The sequence below is a fragment of the Nocardiopsis rhodophaea genome, assembly GCF_039530945.1.
GTDB lineage: Bacteria > Actinomycetota > Actinomycetes > Streptosporangiales > Streptosporangiaceae > Nocardiopsis_C > Nocardiopsis_C rhodophaea.
On the sequence record NZ_BAAAPC010000001.1, the window covers coordinates 228,451 to 244,237 of the forward strand.

At 69.7% G+C, this 15,787-nt stretch carries 14 protein-coding genes and 1 pseudogene; 4 read left to right on the forward strand and 11 right to left on the reverse strand.

The window, feature by feature from the left end; genetic code table 11:
• Position 1 precedes the first annotated feature (1 nt).
• The 5 genes from ABD259_RS01055 to ABD259_RS01075 all read right to left on the reverse strand — a co-directional run bounded on the left by ABD259_RS01055 (position 2) and on the right by ABD259_RS01075 (position 4,521).
• Positions 2-256, reverse strand: a complete 255-nt coding sequence (locus ABD259_RS01055; RefSeq protein ID WP_344107114.1) for an acyl carrier protein — start codon at positions 254-256, stop codon at positions 2-4.
• Complete coding sequence (locus tag ABD259_RS01060) at positions 243-1,763, reverse strand: class I adenylate-forming enzyme family protein (protein ID WP_344107115.1); 1,521 nt, start codon at positions 1,761-1,763, stop codon at positions 243-245. Before ABD259_RS01060 ends, ABD259_RS01055 begins: the two co-directional genes overlap by 14 nt.
• On the reverse strand, positions 1,750-2,697 hold the full coding sequence (locus ABD259_RS01065) for an ACP S-malonyltransferase (protein WP_344107116.1): 948 nt from the start codon (positions 2,695-2,697) through the stop codon (positions 1,750-1,752). The genes ABD259_RS01060 and ABD259_RS01065 overlap by 14 nt, the downstream gene beginning before the upstream one ends.
• Before the next feature lie 73 nt (positions 2,698-2,770).
• On the reverse strand, positions 2,771-3,565 hold the full coding sequence (locus tag ABD259_RS01070) for an ABC transporter permease (RefSeq protein ID WP_344107117.1): 795 nt from the start codon (positions 3,563-3,565) through the stop codon (positions 2,771-2,773).
• Complete coding sequence (locus ABD259_RS01075) at positions 3,562-4,521, reverse strand: ABC transporter ATP-binding protein (RefSeq protein ID WP_344107118.1); 960 nt, start codon at positions 4,519-4,521, stop codon at positions 3,562-3,564. Before ABD259_RS01075 ends, ABD259_RS01070 begins: the two co-directional genes overlap by 4 nt.
• 254 nt (positions 4,522-4,775) lie before the next feature.
• Between ABD259_RS01075 and ABD259_RS01080 the strand changes: the two genes are divergently transcribed.
• The 4 genes and pseudogenes from ABD259_RS01080 to ABD259_RS01095 all read left to right on the forward strand — a co-directional run bounded on the left by ABD259_RS01080 (position 4,776) and on the right by ABD259_RS01095 (position 9,167).
• On the forward strand, positions 4,776-5,549 hold the full coding sequence (locus ABD259_RS01080) for an MFS transporter (RefSeq protein WP_344159496.1): 774 nt from the start codon (positions 4,776-4,778) through the stop codon (positions 5,547-5,549).
• A 128-nt stretch (positions 5,550-5,677) separates the two neighbouring features.
• Positions 5,678-6,364, forward strand: a pseudogene (locus ABD259_RS01085) (IS701 family transposase); the annotation flags it as partial.
• A gap of 261 nt (positions 6,365-6,625) precedes the next feature.
• Positions 6,626-6,859, forward strand: a complete 234-nt coding sequence (locus tag ABD259_RS01090; RefSeq protein WP_344159502.1) for a hypothetical protein — start codon at positions 6,626-6,628, stop codon at positions 6,857-6,859.
• Positions 6,860-7,364: 505 nt separating this feature from the next.
• Positions 7,365-9,167, forward strand: a complete 1,803-nt coding sequence (locus ABD259_RS01095; RefSeq protein WP_344159505.1) for an AfsR/SARP family transcriptional regulator — start codon at positions 7,365-7,367, stop codon at positions 9,165-9,167.
• A 317-nt stretch (positions 9,168-9,484) separates the two neighbouring features.
• Here the strand turns inward: ABD259_RS01095 and ABD259_RS01100 are convergent, their stop codons facing one another.
• The 6 genes from ABD259_RS01100 to ABD259_RS01125 form a co-directional block, all read right to left on the reverse strand.
• Entirely contained in the window at positions 9,485-9,841 is a 357-nt protein-coding gene (locus ABD259_RS01100) for an alpha/beta fold hydrolase (RefSeq protein ID WP_344159508.1), read from the reverse strand.
• Positions 9,842-10,040: 199 nt separating this feature from the next.
• A complete protein-coding gene (locus ABD259_RS01105) occupies positions 10,041-10,775 on the reverse strand; it encodes an SDR family oxidoreductase (protein ID WP_344159512.1) in 735 nt (244 codons plus the stop codon).
• Positions 10,776-10,927: 152 nt separating this feature from the next.
• Entirely contained in the window at positions 10,928-12,544 is a 1,617-nt protein-coding gene (locus tag ABD259_RS01110; protein ID WP_344159515.1) for an FAD-binding oxidoreductase, read from the reverse strand.
• A gap of 178 nt (positions 12,545-12,722) precedes the next feature.
• Positions 12,723-13,835 carry a VOC family protein gene (locus ABD259_RS01115; RefSeq protein WP_344159518.1) on the reverse strand — a complete coding sequence of 371 codons (1,113 nt, stop codon included), beginning with the start codon at positions 13,833-13,835 and terminating at the stop codon, positions 12,723-12,725.
• Between the two features lie 47 nt (positions 13,836-13,882).
• Positions 13,883-14,920, reverse strand: coding sequence for a ketoacyl-ACP synthase III family protein (locus ABD259_RS01120; protein ID WP_344159521.1), 1,038 nt, complete (start codon positions 14,918-14,920; stop codon positions 13,883-13,885).
• Between the two features lie 52 nt (positions 14,921-14,972).
• Positions 14,973-15,782, reverse strand: a complete 810-nt coding sequence (locus ABD259_RS01125) for an SDR family oxidoreductase (protein WP_344159524.1) — start codon at positions 15,780-15,782, stop codon at positions 14,973-14,975.
• Positions 15,783-15,787: the final 5 nt, after the last annotated feature.

The window sequence follows — 15,787 nt, forward strand, 5'->3', positions numbered from 1 at the left end:
GTCAGCTCCCGGAGCTCGTCGGCTGCGATCCGGCGAGCCGTCCCCGCACGACGTGCCACAGCCCCGCCGGCGAGATGCGTGCCGGGTCGGCGAGCACCTCGGGGTCGATCTCGACGCCGCACCGCTCCTCGATGGCCATCACCAGGGCGACGGTCTTGAGCGAGTCGACGCCGAGGTCGACGAGCGGCGTCTGGGGGTCCGGGATCGCGACGGCGCAGATCTCTTCGACGAGCTGGTCAAACTCACACTTGTTCATGGGTGGTCCTCATCTGTGCGAAGGGAGGCTGGGTTGTCCCGCGAGCGCCCGCCGGCGGTTCGACGAGGCGCTTCGCGGCCGCGCGGTCCGGCTTGCCGTTCGCGGTCAGCGGGAGGGCGTCAAGCCGGGTGATCTGGTCGGGCATCCGGGCGCGGTCGAGCCGCGCGGCGAGGTGTGCGCTGATGTCCTCCGGCGACAGGCGGCTCTGCACCACCAGGTGCAGCGGCCCGTCCTCGGTCTCGGGCCGCAGGGCCACCGCCGTGGTCACCCCGGGGAGCTGCTCCGCGGCGTTCTCGATCTCGGTCAGGCCCATGCGGATGCCGCGCCGCTTGAACATGTCGTCGTCGCGGCCGACGAAGTAGAGTCGGCCTTCCTCGTCCAGATAGCCCTGGTCGCCGGAGTGCAGTTCGAGTGAGCCGTCGGCGCGGCGGACGAAGCGGTGCTGCGCGTCGAGGGGGATCCGCCAGTAGCCGTCCATCACCGTGGCGCCCCAGACGACGATCTCGCCGACCTCACCGGGGCCGAGCGTCCGCTTGCCACCGTCCACGATCCGGACGTGATCGCCGGGGATCGGCCGGCCGACCGATTCGGGGTGCGCCGCGTATTCGCCGGGGTCCAGGACCGAAACGCGCTTGCACTCGGTCATGCCGTACATCGAGGCGAAGGCCGACCCCGGAAACAGGTTCAGGAGGTCGGACATGACCGCCCGGCTCGGGCGGGCACCCGTGTTGGTGAACAGGCGCACCCTGGTGGGACCGCGGTGCTTGCGTCGCAGCAGGGTGAGGATCTGCGCGAGGGAGGGCACCAGTGGGACAACGGACACGCCGTACCGCTCGATGATCCGCACCAGGTCGACGTCCTGACCGCGGTGGGCCAGCACCAGGGTGCTGCCCGTGTGTGCGCACAGCAGGGCCTGGTAAAGCCCGTAGTCGAAGGAGAGCGGCAGTCGGCACAGCACCACGTCGTCGGCCCGATATCGCAGGCGGGAGTGGATCGCCTCGACCGCCGCGACCATCTGCCGGTGGGGGCAGACCACCCCCTTCGGCCGGCCGGTCGTCCCCGAGGTGTAGATCAGCATCGCGACGCTGTCGTCCGCGGCGGCCGCGGCGAAGCCGTCGGCGGGGGTGCGCTGGACCTCCCGCCAGGACCGCTCGGCGTCGACGCTGCGCCCGGCCCGCTCACCCGCGGCGGGCGGACAGATCGCCAGGGTGGCGGCGCAGTCGTCGACGATGTCGCCGATCTGGAGGTCCGTCAGCTCGGGGTGCAGCGGGACGAAGACCGCGCCGACGCGGAGGGTGGCGTAGAACAGGGTGAGGAAGGCGCGGTCATTGCCGCCGACATAGACGACCCGCTGCCCGGTGGTGACACCCTGGAGGCGCAGCCACCCGACCGCCCGGTCGACCAGGGCGCCGAGGTGACGGTAGCTGAGGGTTCCGTCGGCGTCGATGACGGCGGGATGGTCACCGCGCTCGGTGCGCGGGCGGCGGAGCAGGTCAGGCACCAGCATGGGCGGGCTCTCCTTTCCCAGTGTCAGCTTCGAGCCGTGCGGCGGCCTTCGCGAGGTCCCGGGGCACGTTGACCGGCACGACGGCGATGCCGGGGTACTGGCGCTTGAGGATGTTGGCGAGCGTCCGGGCCGGCGGCAGCGAGAGCGCCAGACCGGGTTGCATCCGGGCGAGGGCCCGCAGGCACAGGTCCCACCGGACGGGCCGCACCACCTGGTCGACGAGCCGCTGGCGGATCTCCTCGGGCGAGGTGAGCACCGCTCCATCGGCGTTCGAGAGGAGGAGCTGGCGCGGCCGGTCGAACCGCGTCGCGGCGGCCGCGGCGGCCACGGCCTGCCGTGCCGGCTCCATGAAGGGGGTGTGGAACGCCCCCGCGACCGGCAGCGGTTTGACCGTGGCTCCGCGCGGCGGGGCAGCGGCCAGCCGCTGGATGCCGTCGGCCGGCCCCGCGGCCACGATCTGGCCCGTGCCATTGAACGTCGCGGCGGTGAGGTCGAGTTCGGCGAGGCGGTCCAGTACGTCCAGCTCGCTTCCACCGACCACGGCCGCCATCGAGGTGGGTTCCGCGTCGCAGGCCGCGCCCATGGCCCGACCGCGTACCGCGGCCAGCCTGATCGCGTCGGTGGAGGTCAAAACTCCTGCGTACACGGCCGCGGTGAGCTCCCCCACAGAATGGCCGGCCACCACCGCGGCTCCCTCGGGCACCGCCCGGGCCAGCGCCTCGTGGGCCAGCAGCCCATGGGCGACCAGCAGGGGCTGGGCGTTCTCGGTCCGCGCGATCGCCGCGGCGGACGCCCTGGTGCCCAAGTGGACCAGGTCGAGGTCGGCGGCACCGGACCAGTGCCGCAGGCGCTCGGCGTGGGCCGGGTCGCGGAGCCAGCCGGACAGCATCCCCGGCGTCTGGGCGCCCTGCCCGGGTGCGACGATCGCGAACATAGGTTCGATTCCCCTGGTGTGTCGAGTACGCATCGCTTGGCCTGTCGGCGGCGATCCGGTCGTGCGGCGTCGGTTACTGGCGCCCCGTGCTCTTGGCGAACCGGCGGATCGCGAAGAACGAGAAACCGGCGAACCAGGCGACGACGTTGAAGACGGCACCCGCCAGGCTGGAGTGCTCACCGCTGAACGAGTAACCGTCCGTGAGGGCGTAGCGGGCGAGCGTCGCCACCCCGTACATCGGGGTGAACCGGGCGATGTCGAGCATGACCCCGCTGAGCGGGATGAACAGGCCGCCGAGGAAGGCGAGCGCGGTCATGGTCAGCCCGGGCATGTGCATGACCACGTCGGGCTTCAGGGCCAGCCCCATGCCGATGCCGAGCGCGGCGAAGACCGCCGCACCGATCCAGGCGACGAGCAGGGAGACCACCCAGACCTCCGCATCGGCGCGCGCACCTGTGACAACCCCGAGTCCCCCGACGATGATCACAGGCACACCGGCCATCACTACCGAGACGAGCACCTTCACGAGGATGTATCCGGGAGGGGTGAGCGGGCTCAGCGCGATCGTGCGCATCCAGCCCGCGGACCGCTCGACCGAGATGGTGGCCGCGGAGCTCGTGGCAGCCGTCGCGGCGCCGTACACGGCCAGGCCGATCATCATCCACGCGGCGAAGTTGCCGTGCGGAAGCGTCGCACCGTCCGGACTGGTGCGGAACAGCGCGAGATAGAGGACGGCCGGAAGCAGCAGGGTGAAGATCGTGGTCTGGCGGTTGAACCGCCGCCGCAGCTCGTGGCGGATGAAAGCCGAGTTCACTCCGCTCAGCAGCGAGGTGCGAGGGTGGGCGCTCGGCTCCGTGAAGGCGGTCATCGCAGCCCCTCCTTGACGCTGTGGTCCTGATGGGTGATGGCCATGAAGGCCTCTTCGAGGCTGCGCGGTGCGACCTCGATCTCCGCGGCCGACGTCTCGTTGACCAGCACGCGCAGCAGGGCGTCGGAGTCGGCGCAGTCGAAGTAGTGGCGGTCGCCGCGCGCCGTGCAGGAACGGACTCCGGGGGACGCCGACAATGCCGCGGCCTCGTCAGGACTGAGCAGCGCCGACACGGTTCGTCCGCTGGTGGCGGCGCGGATGGACGAGGCAGAGCCGTCAGCCACGACCGTGCCCCGGTCGATCATCACCACGCGGTCAGCGAACTGGTCGGCTTCCTCCATGTAGTGCGTGGCGAACATGATCGTCATGCCGCGTTCGGCGTCCTCGCGGACGGCGGCCCAGAATTCCCGCCGGGCCGCCACGTCCATGCCGGCGGTCGGTTCATCCAGGACGAGGAAGTCCGGGCGCGACAGGAGCGCGATGGCGAAGCGCAGCCGCTGCTGCTCACCGCCGGAGCACTCGGCGACCTTCCGATGCCGCAGGTCGCTGACTCCGGCGCGGCTCATGCACTGCTCGGGGTCGGCGTCCGGGTGCAGCGAGGCCAGCATGTGGACCGTGGCTTCGACGGTCACGTCGGGAAGCAGCCCTCCCGATTGCAGGACCGCGGCGACCAGGCCGGCGCGCACCGCCTGCTGGGGCGGCTGCCCGAACAGCTCCACGCTTCCCGAGTCCGGCCGGGTCAGCCCCAGGAGCATGTCGATGGTTGTCGTCTTGCCCGCGCCGTTGGGGCCGAGGAACGCCACTACCTCACCGCGCCGGATCCGCAGGTCGAGGCCGTTCACGGCGGTGAACTCCTCGCCCTTGGCATTGGCGAAGCGCTTGACGACCGTGCTCAGCACAGCGACATCCGGCGACGTCCCTCCCCCCGGTGCCGGGTGGACCTGGGTTCTGGTCATAATCGAAGTCCTCATGATTCGGCGGACACTGGGTCGCGACCGACTCTCCCGCCAGCCGCTATCCGCTCGAACCGGAGCCGCCATCGCCTTCCCATCCGCGCCCTATCGCGGCGCTATCCGGGCGTGCTCCGCCCGCTCCGGGCCGGGGCGCGGCCCGCTGCTGGTGGGTTCACAGGGAGGTGTCTCGGCTGGTCAGCCGATAGCGGCGAGCAACGCGTGACCGTCGGTGCGAAGGCGAGCCTCCCCCGCGTGGATTGAGCCGCCGCCCGTGCTCCACCGGGGGGCGGTCGCGTCCGCCGGGAAGCCGGGGTCAGTGCGAGGCGGCCAAGGCGGCCGGCGGCGGTAGGTCTTTCAACAGCCGTTCGAACTCCTCGTCCTCACCTACGGACCTCCAGCTCGGCCAGGGCTGGTCGCCCACGCTCACCGCCGTGGCCATCGTCAGCTGGCCCATCGGCATCACCCTGATGTCCGGAGTCGCTCAGCGTTACGCCACCACCCACGGCCGCCGGGTCATCGGCATCGGCCTGGCGGTCATGCTCGCCGGCGCGGTCGCGCTGATCGCGGTCCTGTCGACCATCGGCCCCCAGGTCACCTGGTGGCAGGTCTCTCTGCCGGTTCTGGTCACCGGTCTCGGCATGGGCATGTGCGTGCCCATCCTGGCCAGCGTCGTCCTCGCCGACGTTCCAGGGGACAGCGCCGGAGCCGGCTCGGGCGTCGCCAACGCGGTCATGCAGCTGGGCACGGCGTTCGGCGTGGCCGTCGTCGGTGTCATCTTCTTCTGGCTGGCCACGACGGGCGCTCCGACCGATCCGGCCACTCCGGCCCACCGCGAGGCGTTCTCCGAGGCGGCCGCCGCCACGCTGTGGTACAACGCGGGGGCCTTCCTGGTCGCCCTGCTCCTGGTGCCGATGCTGCCGCGAGCCGCCCAGCCCGAGCCCGAGGCCGAACCCCGGTCCGAGGACCGGGTCGGACCTGAGGCAACACATCGCTGGGCGACACCAGGCCGCAGGGGCGGATCGTTCGAGTAGTCCCTGGCGTGGGGCTACGGCTCAGAAGCTCGGAGGTTCGAATCCTCCTGAGCGCGCAGAACCAGGGCAGGCTTCGTCGAGGACCGCCCTCGTTTTGTGTGCACATTTGGTGCACACCAGCAGCGGGCCATCGGCCGCGATCTGCGCGGCCGATGGCCCTTTGTGCCTCCAAGCCCCGGCTGGCCGAGCGCATCATCGAGCGGACCCTGCCCGACCTGCCCCAAGGCCGGGTCTGGGTCGCCGCCGACGAAGTGTACGGCCGCGACGGGAGGTTCCGCGCGTTCCTGGAGGCCCACCGCCTGCCCTACGCGGTCACGGTCCAGGCCAACCAGACCGTGCTGCCGCACCCCGGGTGGCGGTACATCGCCCGCCTGGTGGACCGGGCCGCGGCCGAGCAGGACCGGGTGGAGCTGCCCGCGGGCCCCTCCCCGTTCCACAGCCGGGTCTGGGAATGGTGGGTGCGCCGTGTCCCCGACCCCGACACCGAGGCGGGTGGCGGTGCCTGGGCACGCTGGATCATCGCCCGGCGCCGCGCCGACGACCCCGGTGGGCGGGACTACTTCCTGGCGTGGGGGCCGGAGGAGACCCCGGTGGAGGAGTTGGTCGGTGTGCCCGGGGCCAGGTGGCGGGTGGAGGAGGCAATCCGGCTGGCCACGTCCGCCTGCGGGCTGGCCGACTACGAGGTGCGCTCCTATGGCGGCCGGTACCGGCACATCTCCCTGGCGATGCTGGCCGCGGCCTTCCTCGCCGTCCACGACGCCCGCGCGGTGCGTGGGACCACGGGTCCGGCCGTGCCGCCGGACCAGAGAGGGGGCGTGCCTGACCACAGCAGGAGCATCGGCCCCGTCCGGTTCACCGCCTATGAGATCGGGCGCCTGCTCGTGCTGGTCCAGTCCCGGCCCCATACCGCGAGCGGGTCGGGCGGGGCCTGGCCTGGTCGCACTGGCGGCGGTGCCACCAGGCCGTCGCCCGCGCCTGCCACCAGCGACACAACCGCGCCCGCGCGGCCGCCGCCCCGCCCGTCATAACGAACTACGACAGAGCGGATAATCTCCAGCTGAAGGGTTAGGCAGGCTGTGTTCCTCCAGATTCTCACCGCGCTCAATAATGGGCTGCTCGGCACGTGGAATACCTCGGGGGAATTGCGGACCCCAGTGGTCGGCGGAGACCACGAGCATTCCTTCGACCTCGTGCGCGGCCTGGGCGACATGTACGTCGACGACCCGCGTTTAGCCGCCACACGCAGAGGCACTCGTGACGCCGCATTCGTTCGCGACTCCCTCCACGACCACGACCGGATCTCCATATGACAGTCTTCTCCCCTCGATACCGCCGACCACCGAAGCAGCAACGTAACCAGAGCCGCCCCTGCCACCCAAAGTAGCGGCGCGAGCCACGAGAGGCAGTCCCTACTCATCACCCATGTCCGGTTACGGCCATTTTCACCGAACGTGCCCCAATAAATGAGCAGGCTGACCTACTCTTTATTCGCCGACAATCACCCAGAGTACCCAACCGACACCCTTTGGTGATTTTTGGGGATGGCCGGAAAACCATCCTTTGCTAGGATTTTCCTGTTCACACCCGGCCTGATTCACGTTTCATCCGGAGAGTCTTTGGCTCGAATAACGATTACACAAATTTCTCCTGTCGTGTTTGATATCACATTTATCTGTCACTCTGGCTTGATTCTCTTATAAGCCAGGATTCCTGAGGACGGCATGCCCGTGAAGTGTTGGAGTGGGGATGAAAATAAGGATTCTTGGCTCAATGGAAATTGAAGGGGAGGCCCCTGGAAGAGGGATTTCTGCGGCGATGCCACGACGCGTTCTCGCCATGCTCCTACTTAATTACAATAAGAGCGTCTCTTTGAACTCGCTGGTCGACGAGCTGTGGGATGCTAGCCCGCCGAAGCTGGCCCGGAAGACCGTGCAGACGTACGTGTACCAGCTCCGTAAGGAACTGGCCGCGCAGGGCGCCGGGCAGCGAGTGATTGAATCCCGTCCCCAGGGGTATATGATCCGGCTCTCGCCCGGAGAACTCGACTACTGGGACTTCCAGACCGCCGTCGACCAGGGATGGGAGGCCCTCAGGCAGGGCGACTCGCGCGCCGCGCTGGATCTGCTGCGGGGGGCGCTGGCCCTGTGGCGAGGTCCAGCGCTGGCCGACATCGGGCTCGGCCCGCTGCTGTCGGCCCAGGTCGCCCACCTCGAAGGGGTCCGGCTCCGGCTGCAGGAGGAGATCATCGACGTCGCTCTGCGCCTGGGCGAGTACCGCGGGCTCATCGCGGAACTGGAGCGACTCATCACCGCCAACCCTCTGCACGAGGGATTCCACGCCCAGCTCATGATGGCGCTGGCCGGAAGGGGGGACCGCAGTGGCGCGCTCGACGTCTTCCAGCGATTGCGCGCCCGTATTGCTGACGAGCTCGGCCTCGACCCCTCAGAGCGCCTGGTCGACCTCCAGCGGGAGCTAATCCAGGGAACGCTGGAGGTGGCCCCCGCAGCGGAGCTTCCCGCCGAACCCGCCGAACCCGCCGGGAAGAAGGCCCCGCGGATGACCCTCGCCCAGCTGCCCCCCGACTGCGCGGACTTCGTCGGCCGACGTCAGGAGCTGTCCGCGATCACGGGGGCATTCCAAAGGGCACGCGGCACAGCCCCCGCGGTCATGGTGGTCGCGGGGCAGACAGGGGCTGGCAAGACCACCCTGGCCGTGCGCGCCGGACACCTCATGCGCAGTGACTTCCCCGACGGGCAACTCTTCGCCTCACTCAGCGGGCCAGTGGAGCCTTTCGACGTGCTCGGCTCATTCCTGCGCGCCACCGGTGTCCCACCCGACCAAATTCCCGAACAGTTGCCCGAGCGGGTGAACCTGTACCGGAGTTGGACCGCCGAGCGGCGCGTCCTGGTCGTCCTCGACGACGCGGCCTACGTGCAGCGCCTGACCCCTCTGGTGCCAGCGGGTCCCGACTGCGCGGTGCTCATCACCAGCCGGGTGGGGTTGCCGGGGCTGGCAGGAGCGTCGGTCGTCACCGTCGGCCCGCTGCCCGCCGAGGACGGTGTCCAGCTTCTGGACCGGGTAGCAGGAGGCACCCGCGCCGCCAGCGAACCGGAGGCGGCTCATCGGCTGGTCGCACTCTGCGACAACCTACCGCTGGCGGTTCGGGCCGCCGGTGAGAAGCTGGCCGCCCGACCGCCGTGGCCGGTCCAGAAGCTGGTGACGCGCATGCTCGACAGCGACCGGCGGTTACAGGAGCTGGTCACCGGCCAGCTCAACCCGAGCGAATGGTTCGAGAACGCATGTTTGCGGTTGTCCCCGTCCTACCGATGGGCGCTGCTACGCCTGTGCTCCATCGGGCCGGTGGCCTTCCCGCTGGACCAAGCAGCTGAGGTCCTGGGCACCGACCCGGGTAGCGCCGAGTGCCCGGTGGCCGAGCTGGTCGACGCACACCTGCTGCGGGTCGTCGGAACCACGGACGGGGGCGCCGCGCTGTTCCGGTTTCCGGACCTGATCCGGATACACGTGCTCTCCCGCGACGATGCCCAGGCGTCGGCGCCCACCCCACCGGAGAGCGTCTCTCAGTGGACCCTGGAGCGGACCCGCACGGCGACATTGTGACACCGTCCCGGCTTCCAGCCCCAGGGCCCGGGGCTGGAGGCCGCACCGCCGACGGCGGGCGCCGGCTGCGCGAAAGCTCCCGCCACGCCCGAACTGTTCAGGGGCGGTCCCCGTGAAGCCACCGTTCCGGAGAACGTACCGATTAAGCCGTAGCCGCCGATGGCCGCGTCCGGTCGGGGTAGGGGCTCCATACCTCGTGGGCCCCGCCGCGGACAGGACGAACTCCGCCATGCGAGCGCGATTCCCCGAGGCGAGCAGGTGCCGCCAGATCCGCACCAGCAGCTGGAGCCGGGTGTCCGGGCGGGCGAAGCCGGCCATCATGACCAGTGAGCGGAGCGTATCCGCCGGGGGTGGTGGACCGCGAGTCGGACTGCGACCGGGCAGCCCATCGAGAAGGCGGCGACGGAGAAGGTGTCCAGACCGGCCCGGTCGGCCGCCGAGACCTGTAGGTCGACCAGGTCGTCCAGTTCCAGCGGGCGGGTGGCACGCGGGGCCGGCCCCGAACCGGGAAAGTGCGTGGCGGCGACGCGGTAGCGTGCGGCTAGCCCGTCCAGCACAGGCCCGAAGTCGGCGACGGGGTCGCTGCCGCCGCCGTGGACCAGCAGCAGGCCGTCACCGTGGTCGCCGCACACCCGCGTGGACGGGTCGGTGTGGAGAGGAAGTAGCTCGGCCAACGTGTGCCTGATCCGTTCGTAAGTCGTTCCGGCCGGTTCTGCCGGAAGAACGCTCGATTGGTCGGAAGAAGATCTGTGTGACGGCCGCACCGACGCCGGACGTACTCCTGGTCGTCCCGGCATTGGCGAGGACTCTACGGCGGGTGGACGTCGTCCGGCGCGCCCCGAGGAGCCTGGGGCGCGCCGGGACAGGGGATGGTCAGGACAGGCCTCCGGAGGCGCCGATGGTCTGACCGGTTACCCATCGGGCCTCTTCCGTGGCGAGAAAGGCAACAACCTCGGCGACGTCCTCGGGGGTGCCCATCCGGCCGAGGGGGGTCATGCCGATGATCGGCCCCGCGTTCTCCCGGATCTCCGGGCGCAGCCCGTCGGTGTCGGTCAGGCCGGGCAGCACCGCGTTCACGGTCACTCCGCGTGAACCGAGCTCCTTGGCCAGGGAAAAGGTCATCTGCTCCGTCGCGGCCTTGGTGCCCGCGTACACGCCGACGAAGGGCATCGACACCCGAGTGTTGCCGGTGGAGATGTTGATGATGCGGCCGTTGTCGGAGATGGTGCGGGCCGCGTACTTCATGGCCAGGAACGACCCCTTGAAGTTGACCGCCACGGTCCGGTCGAAGTCTGCCTCCTCCGTGTCGACCAGCGGGGCGGACAGGTTGATGCCGATGTTGTTGACGACGATGTCGAGCCCGCCCAGAGTCTGCTCGGCCTCGGTGAACAAGCGGGTGACATCCTCGGAATCACCCATGTCAGCTTGGATCGCGGCGGTCTTGCGCCCCTTGGCGGCGACCGCCTCGACGATCTCGTTCGCGGCGTGGGGGCTCTTGTGATAGTTGACCACGACGTTGGCGCCACGCTCGGCGAGCAGGAGGGCGATGGCCCGGCCGATCCCGCGCGAGGCTGCGGTGACGAGCGCGTTCTTGCCTTCGAGGTTCATGCTGTGCGATCTCCGATCGGATGGAAGGTAAGAGGGGAGGCGGGGTCCGGACACCGACCCGCGCCCGAGGCGTTCTCGGCCTCGCACCCTGAGTGTTCGCCGTGCCGTCCAAGGCCCGGTCAAGATCCGTCCAATGGCCGCGCCAGGGGCCGTCAGTCCGGAAGACGGATCGACTGCGCATGTCGGAAGACGTCTCCGGGATCCCAGGCGGCTTTCGCGCTCCGCAGCCGGGCGTAGTTGTCCCCGAAGTAGAGGGCGTTCCAGGGGACGTCAGAGCCGTTCCATTCCGGGTCGCCGAGGTCGACGTCGGGATATCCGATATAGCAGCCGTCCGTGACGTCATTCGGGACGGGAACACCGCCGGTCTCGGAGTAGACGTCGGCGTAGATGCCGCGGACCCATCCGATGTTGGCACCGTCATCGGCCTGGTCCTGCCAAAGCGCCACGTACTGGAGTTTCATGATCGAGTCGCGGGCGTTCGTGGCGGTGGCCGCGGGGTCCACCGCGTTGATTCGGCCGCCATAGGAGGAGACGATCACCAGCGTTCCCTCGTTGGTGTTATCGTCCAGGGTCAGGTTCCGGTACAGCGCTTGGACTTGGTCGCCGGGGAAGGCCGTACGCATGTAGGCCGACTTGATCTTGAAACGCATCACGGTCGGGTCGGGCGGGCTGAACCCCTGCCATAGGAGCGCGTGGTGCCAGGGTCGACGCATCGCGGGCCGACCGAGGGGGGCACCCACGCCCGTCGACACTTCGGAGACGAACCCGTCGATCAGCGCTTGGGCGTCTTTGACTGTCGCGTCCACCTGCACCGACATCGCGACCGCCCCGGCGCTGCGGTTGACCAGTTTCAACTGAGCGAACAAGTGGCGGCCGGGGGAGTCAGGGGCGCTGTTCGCGGTGTGCCAGGAGCCGAAGTTGCCGACCAGCCGGGCGAAGCCCGCCTCGTCGAGCGTGTCCCAGGGCCACACTACGGTCCGGACCAGCACCTCCGACGGTGGCGGGGGCAGCAGCGACCCGGCGGGGGCGGCGCCGTCGAGGGAGCGGAACAGGTAGCGGGTGACGATACCGAAGCTGCCGCCGCCCCCGCCGGTGTGCGCCCACCACAGGTCACCGAGGTCGCCGTCGTCGTCGCGGGTGGCCAGCACCACCCTTGCTCGACCGCTCGCGTCCACGGTGACCACCTCGACCCCGTACAGGTGGTCAACGGCCAGGCCGAGACTGCGCGACAGCGGCCCGTAGCCCCCATTAGGGATGAAGCCGCCCGCGCCGACGCTGGGGCAGGAGCCCGCGGGGACGACCAGGCCCCACCCCTTGAACAGGGTGTGGTAGACGTCCAACAGACTGGCGCCCGCCTCGACGGCGAACGCCGAGTGCGTACTGTCGAAGAAGACCTGGTTCATCTGCGACATTTCGATCAGGACGCGGACCTGGTCGTTTGCGACGAAGTCCTCGTAGCAGTGGCCGCCGCTGCGCACCGAGACGCGCTTGCCTCCGGCGACGGCCCAGCTCACCGCTTGAACTACCTCGCGGGTGTTGGTAACCACGTGGACGCTGTCTGGGGAACCAGTGAAGCGCTGGTTGGCACCGCGGACCAGGCCGGGATACCGCACGTCTCCCGGGGTGACAACGGTGGTACCAGTCCTGCTCTCGGCCCCTCTGGCGAGGGCCGAGGCTCCGGCCGCGGCCGGAGCCGCCAGCACCGCCGCGCCGCCCAGAACGGCGCCTCCCGCCCCGGTGAGGAATCCACGCCGGGTCGTTGCGCTCATGTCTCCACCTCTGTGTCCAGGATTCTCCGGCCAGGATCACCGAAAGGGTCGCCCGACCAGTCGATTGATTTCGGCACCAGTTTCGCAAATTCAAGTCAGGAAGAATCCAGGAATTGGCCAAGAGGTGTAGCAGTTCACCTGCTCAGCGTATCCATACAGAATGTCACGCGATCATTTATCAGGTATTTTCCCATTTCGGACTCGGACCGAATCGACGCGCCTCGGTGAACTTTTCGTACGGCATGCCGTCGGGCATATGGATCACCTCCAGCTGCGCTCCGGTGGGCGCGGTGAAGTACACCCAGCGGTCGCCGTGGATAGGACCGCCGTCGTCGACCAACTGCGGTTCTCCCAGCACCTGGACGCCCGGCGTTGTTCGTAGAAACGCCGCAGCCGCGTCCACGTCGTCCACGAAGAAGGCCAGGTGGTGACCGCCGATGTCACTGTTGCGCGGCAGGTGGGTGCGCTGGTCCGCGACCTCGTACCGGGTCAGCTCCACCTGGGTGACCGGCCCTAAGCGCAGCATCGCGGTCTCGGCCGCCCCTGTTTGGCCGGCGCCATATCGAGCGGCGACCTCGGGGGTGTCGAGACTCCACCGGTGCCGGTACAGCAGTCGCCCACCCAGGACGGACGTGTAGAACGCCACCGATGCGTCCAGGTCGGCGACGGTGTAGGAGCACATGCCCACGCCGAGCGCCCCGGGCACCCCGCGCGGCGCGGGGGTTCCCGGCTGCGGGCCGGGCCGGAAGTAGCGGATGGTCGGATCGCTCTCGCACGGTAGCCGGTCGGGCACCTGGCGCAGTTCGAAGTGCATTCCCCAAGGACTCTCGAAGCACGCCCGACGGCATCCGGCGTCGGGGGCGCTAGCGGGCGAACGGATCTCATCGCGCACTACCACCCCGGGCACGTCGCGCATGTAGGCGACAGCAGCGTCCAGATCGGACACGTCGATGCCCAGCCGGTGCCCGCCCACGTCGGTGATCCGTGGGGCCGTGGTCTCCTGGTCAGGCGTCGAGTACTGGAACAGCTCGAGGTTGAGGGTGGGGCCCAGCCGCAGTAGCGCGATCCGCGCCTCGGCCCGTGGGTGGACGCCCAGTTGCACAGCCATCCAGTCGCCCTCGGGATCGGACACCGAGTCCAGGGTGTAGAGCAGATCCGCGGCTAAGTGGTCGCTGAAGAAGGCGACGGCGGCATCCAGATCGGGCACGGTGTAGGCGACGTGGTCGACGTTGCGGGCGGTGGGGATGCCCGGCCCTGTGACGGCCGGAGAGCTGTCAGGGGTGGTTGTCATGGTCTGCCTTTCCAACAGTTTTTCTTTCCAGGAGTGTCGGACGTGGATCAGGTACTCGCCCAAGCGGGCCGTCGCAGAATCTCGACGACGAGGCAGGTCCAGTTGAACCCGCCGCCCACGCCGATGAGCATTACTCGGTCGCCGGGGCCGACGCTGCCCTGCTCTACCAAGTGATCCAGGGCGCCGAACTGGTCGGCGGCGCCGACGTGGCCCACGGTCGCGCCCCAAGCGTGGGTAGTTCGCTCTATGGGGACGCCAATCGGTTCCAGGACCTGCTGGCGCAACAACCGGGCGCCGAAGTTGGGCACCACGTAGACCGTCGCCTCGTCCAGGGCCATGCCGGCGTCAGCCGCAGCCAACTCGGCTGCGCGGCGCAACCCGGCCGATCCGATCTCATGGATGGTGTCCATGTCCATGCGGTCGGCGAACTCCACCGCCCGCGCGTGCAGGTCGAGCGGGTAGGCGGACGGGTCAGGGCTGGGCTGGAAGGGGGCGTCGCCGCGGTGCACGCCCTCCAGTTCCGTGGCGGTCTCGGTGGCGCTCGACAGCAGCCGGGCGAACCCGCCGCGAGTGGACAGCAGGACCGCGCTGGCACCGTCGCCGAAGACCAGACCGGAGTCAGCCCTCCACCGGTTCCAGGCGGGTTCGGCAAAGCTCTCGGCGGCCGTGATCAGCGCAGCGTCGCGGCCCGGGACGGCGTTCAGGAACGGCACCGCCAGCTCCACGGAGCCGAGTGCGCCGTTGGAGACCTGGCGGATTTCGAATGAGATCCCGGCACCACCCAGGATCTCGTTCTGGAGGTAGGAGGCGCAGTTCCAGCCGTCCAGACCCGAGTAGACAGCCACCGCGTGCAACAGCAGCTCGACCTCCTTTGACTGGTGCGCTGACCTCCCCAGCGCAATGCGCCCGGCGCGGACCGCCATCTCGGGCTGCCCGTCGCCGTCCCCGGCGACCGCGACCGAGCGCTGCTCGGTGCGGGCTTGGGACGCAGCGTCGTAGCGGCCCTGGGCGACTGCCTCGTCGACCGGGACGGCCTTGGGGAAGTAGGAGCCGACTCCTGCGAGGTAGACGTTGTCGTGGTACATAGGGCGACCGTCCTCGGTGGTGGTGCTTGGTGGGGAGGGCCGACCGGCCCGCTCACAGGCGTCCGGCGTCGGCCTGGTTGGAGATCGCGGCCATCAGGGTGAGCCCGCCGTCGACAGTGATGGACGCACCGGTCGTGTAGTCGCCCGCGGGGCCGACCAGGGCCGCCACAAGTGCGGCGACCTCCTCGGGGCGGCCGGGGCGGCCCACCGGGATGCCGGGGCGGGAGATGTCGGCGGCGTCCACGCCTTCGGGCACGCCGTTCATCGGGGTGGCGGTCTCGCCGGGGGCCAAGGCGTTCACGGTGATGTCGTGTTCGGCCAGCTCCAGCGCGGCCACCTGGGTAAGCATGCCCAGCCCGCCCTTGGCGGCGCAGTAGGCTGCTCCGTCCCGGATGGGGATGTGTTCATGGACGGAGGTGATGTTGAGGATTCGGCCGCCGCGCCCAGCCGCGATCATCCGGCGGGCGGCCACCTGCATACAGGCGAAGGGGCCGGTCAGGTCAGTCTCGACGACCCGGTGCCAGTCGTCGAGCCGCTCCTCGATGAGCGGGGACCGCCGGTTGACTCCGGCGTTGTTGACCAGTACGCCGATGCCGCCAAGCTCGTCGACGGCTTTCTCCAGCCGGGCGGCAGAGTCTGCGGCGTGGGCGAGGTCGAGCTGGAAGGGGAGCGCCTCTGCCCCGGCGGCGCGAACCGCCCGCGCGGTGGCCTCGGCACCCGCCTCGTCGCTGCGGTAGGCCAGGCCGAGCCGGTAGCCGGGGGTGGCGAGGGCGAGCGCGGCAGCCCGCCCGATCCCGGAGCTGGCGCCGGTGACCACCGCGATCGGCTCGGGCCGGGGGCGCCGGGGTGTGCTGTGAGCCATGGAAA

Excerpts from the sequence above, each read along its gene's own strand:
- ABD259_RS01055 (WP_344107114.1), bottom strand. The coding sequence starts at position 256 with ATGAACAAGTGTGAGTTTGACCAGCTCGTCGAAGAGATCTGCGCCGTC.
- ABD259_RS01060 (WP_344107115.1), bottom strand. The coding sequence starts at position 1,763 with ATGCTGGTGCCTGACCTGCTCCGCCGCCCGCGCACCGAGCGCGGTGAC.
- ABD259_RS01065 (WP_344107116.1), bottom strand. The coding sequence starts at position 2,697 with ATGTTCGCGATCGTCGCACCCGGGCAGGGCGCCCAGACGCCGGGGATG.
- ABD259_RS01070 (WP_344107117.1), bottom strand. The coding sequence starts at position 3,565 with ATGACCGCCTTCACGGAGCCGAGCGCCCACCCTCGCACCTCGCTGCTG.
- ABD259_RS01075 (WP_344107118.1), bottom strand. The coding sequence starts at position 4,521 with ATGACCAGAACCCAGGTCCACCCGGCACCGGGGGGAGGGACGTCGCCG.
- ABD259_RS01095 (WP_344159505.1), top strand. The coding sequence starts at position 7,365 with ATGCCACGACGCGTTCTCGCCATGCTCCTACTTAATTACAATAAGAGC.
- ABD259_RS01105 (WP_344159512.1), bottom strand. The coding sequence starts at position 10,775 with ATGAACCTCGAAGGCAAGAACGCGCTCGTCACCGCAGCCTCGCGCGGG.
- ABD259_RS01110 (WP_344159515.1), bottom strand. The coding sequence starts at position 12,544 with ATGAGCGCAACGACCCGGCGTGGATTCCTCACCGGGGCGGGAGGCGCC.
- ABD259_RS01115 (WP_344159518.1), bottom strand. The coding sequence starts at position 13,835 with ATGACAACCACCCCTGACAGCTCTCCGGCCGTCACAGGGCCGGGCATC.
- ABD259_RS01120 (WP_344159521.1), bottom strand. The coding sequence starts at position 14,920 with ATGTACCACGACAACGTCTACCTCGCAGGAGTCGGCTCCTACTTCCCC.
- ABD259_RS01125 (WP_344159524.1), bottom strand. The coding sequence starts at position 15,782 with ATGGCTCACAGCACACCCCGGCGCCCCCGGCCCGAGCCGATCGCGGTG.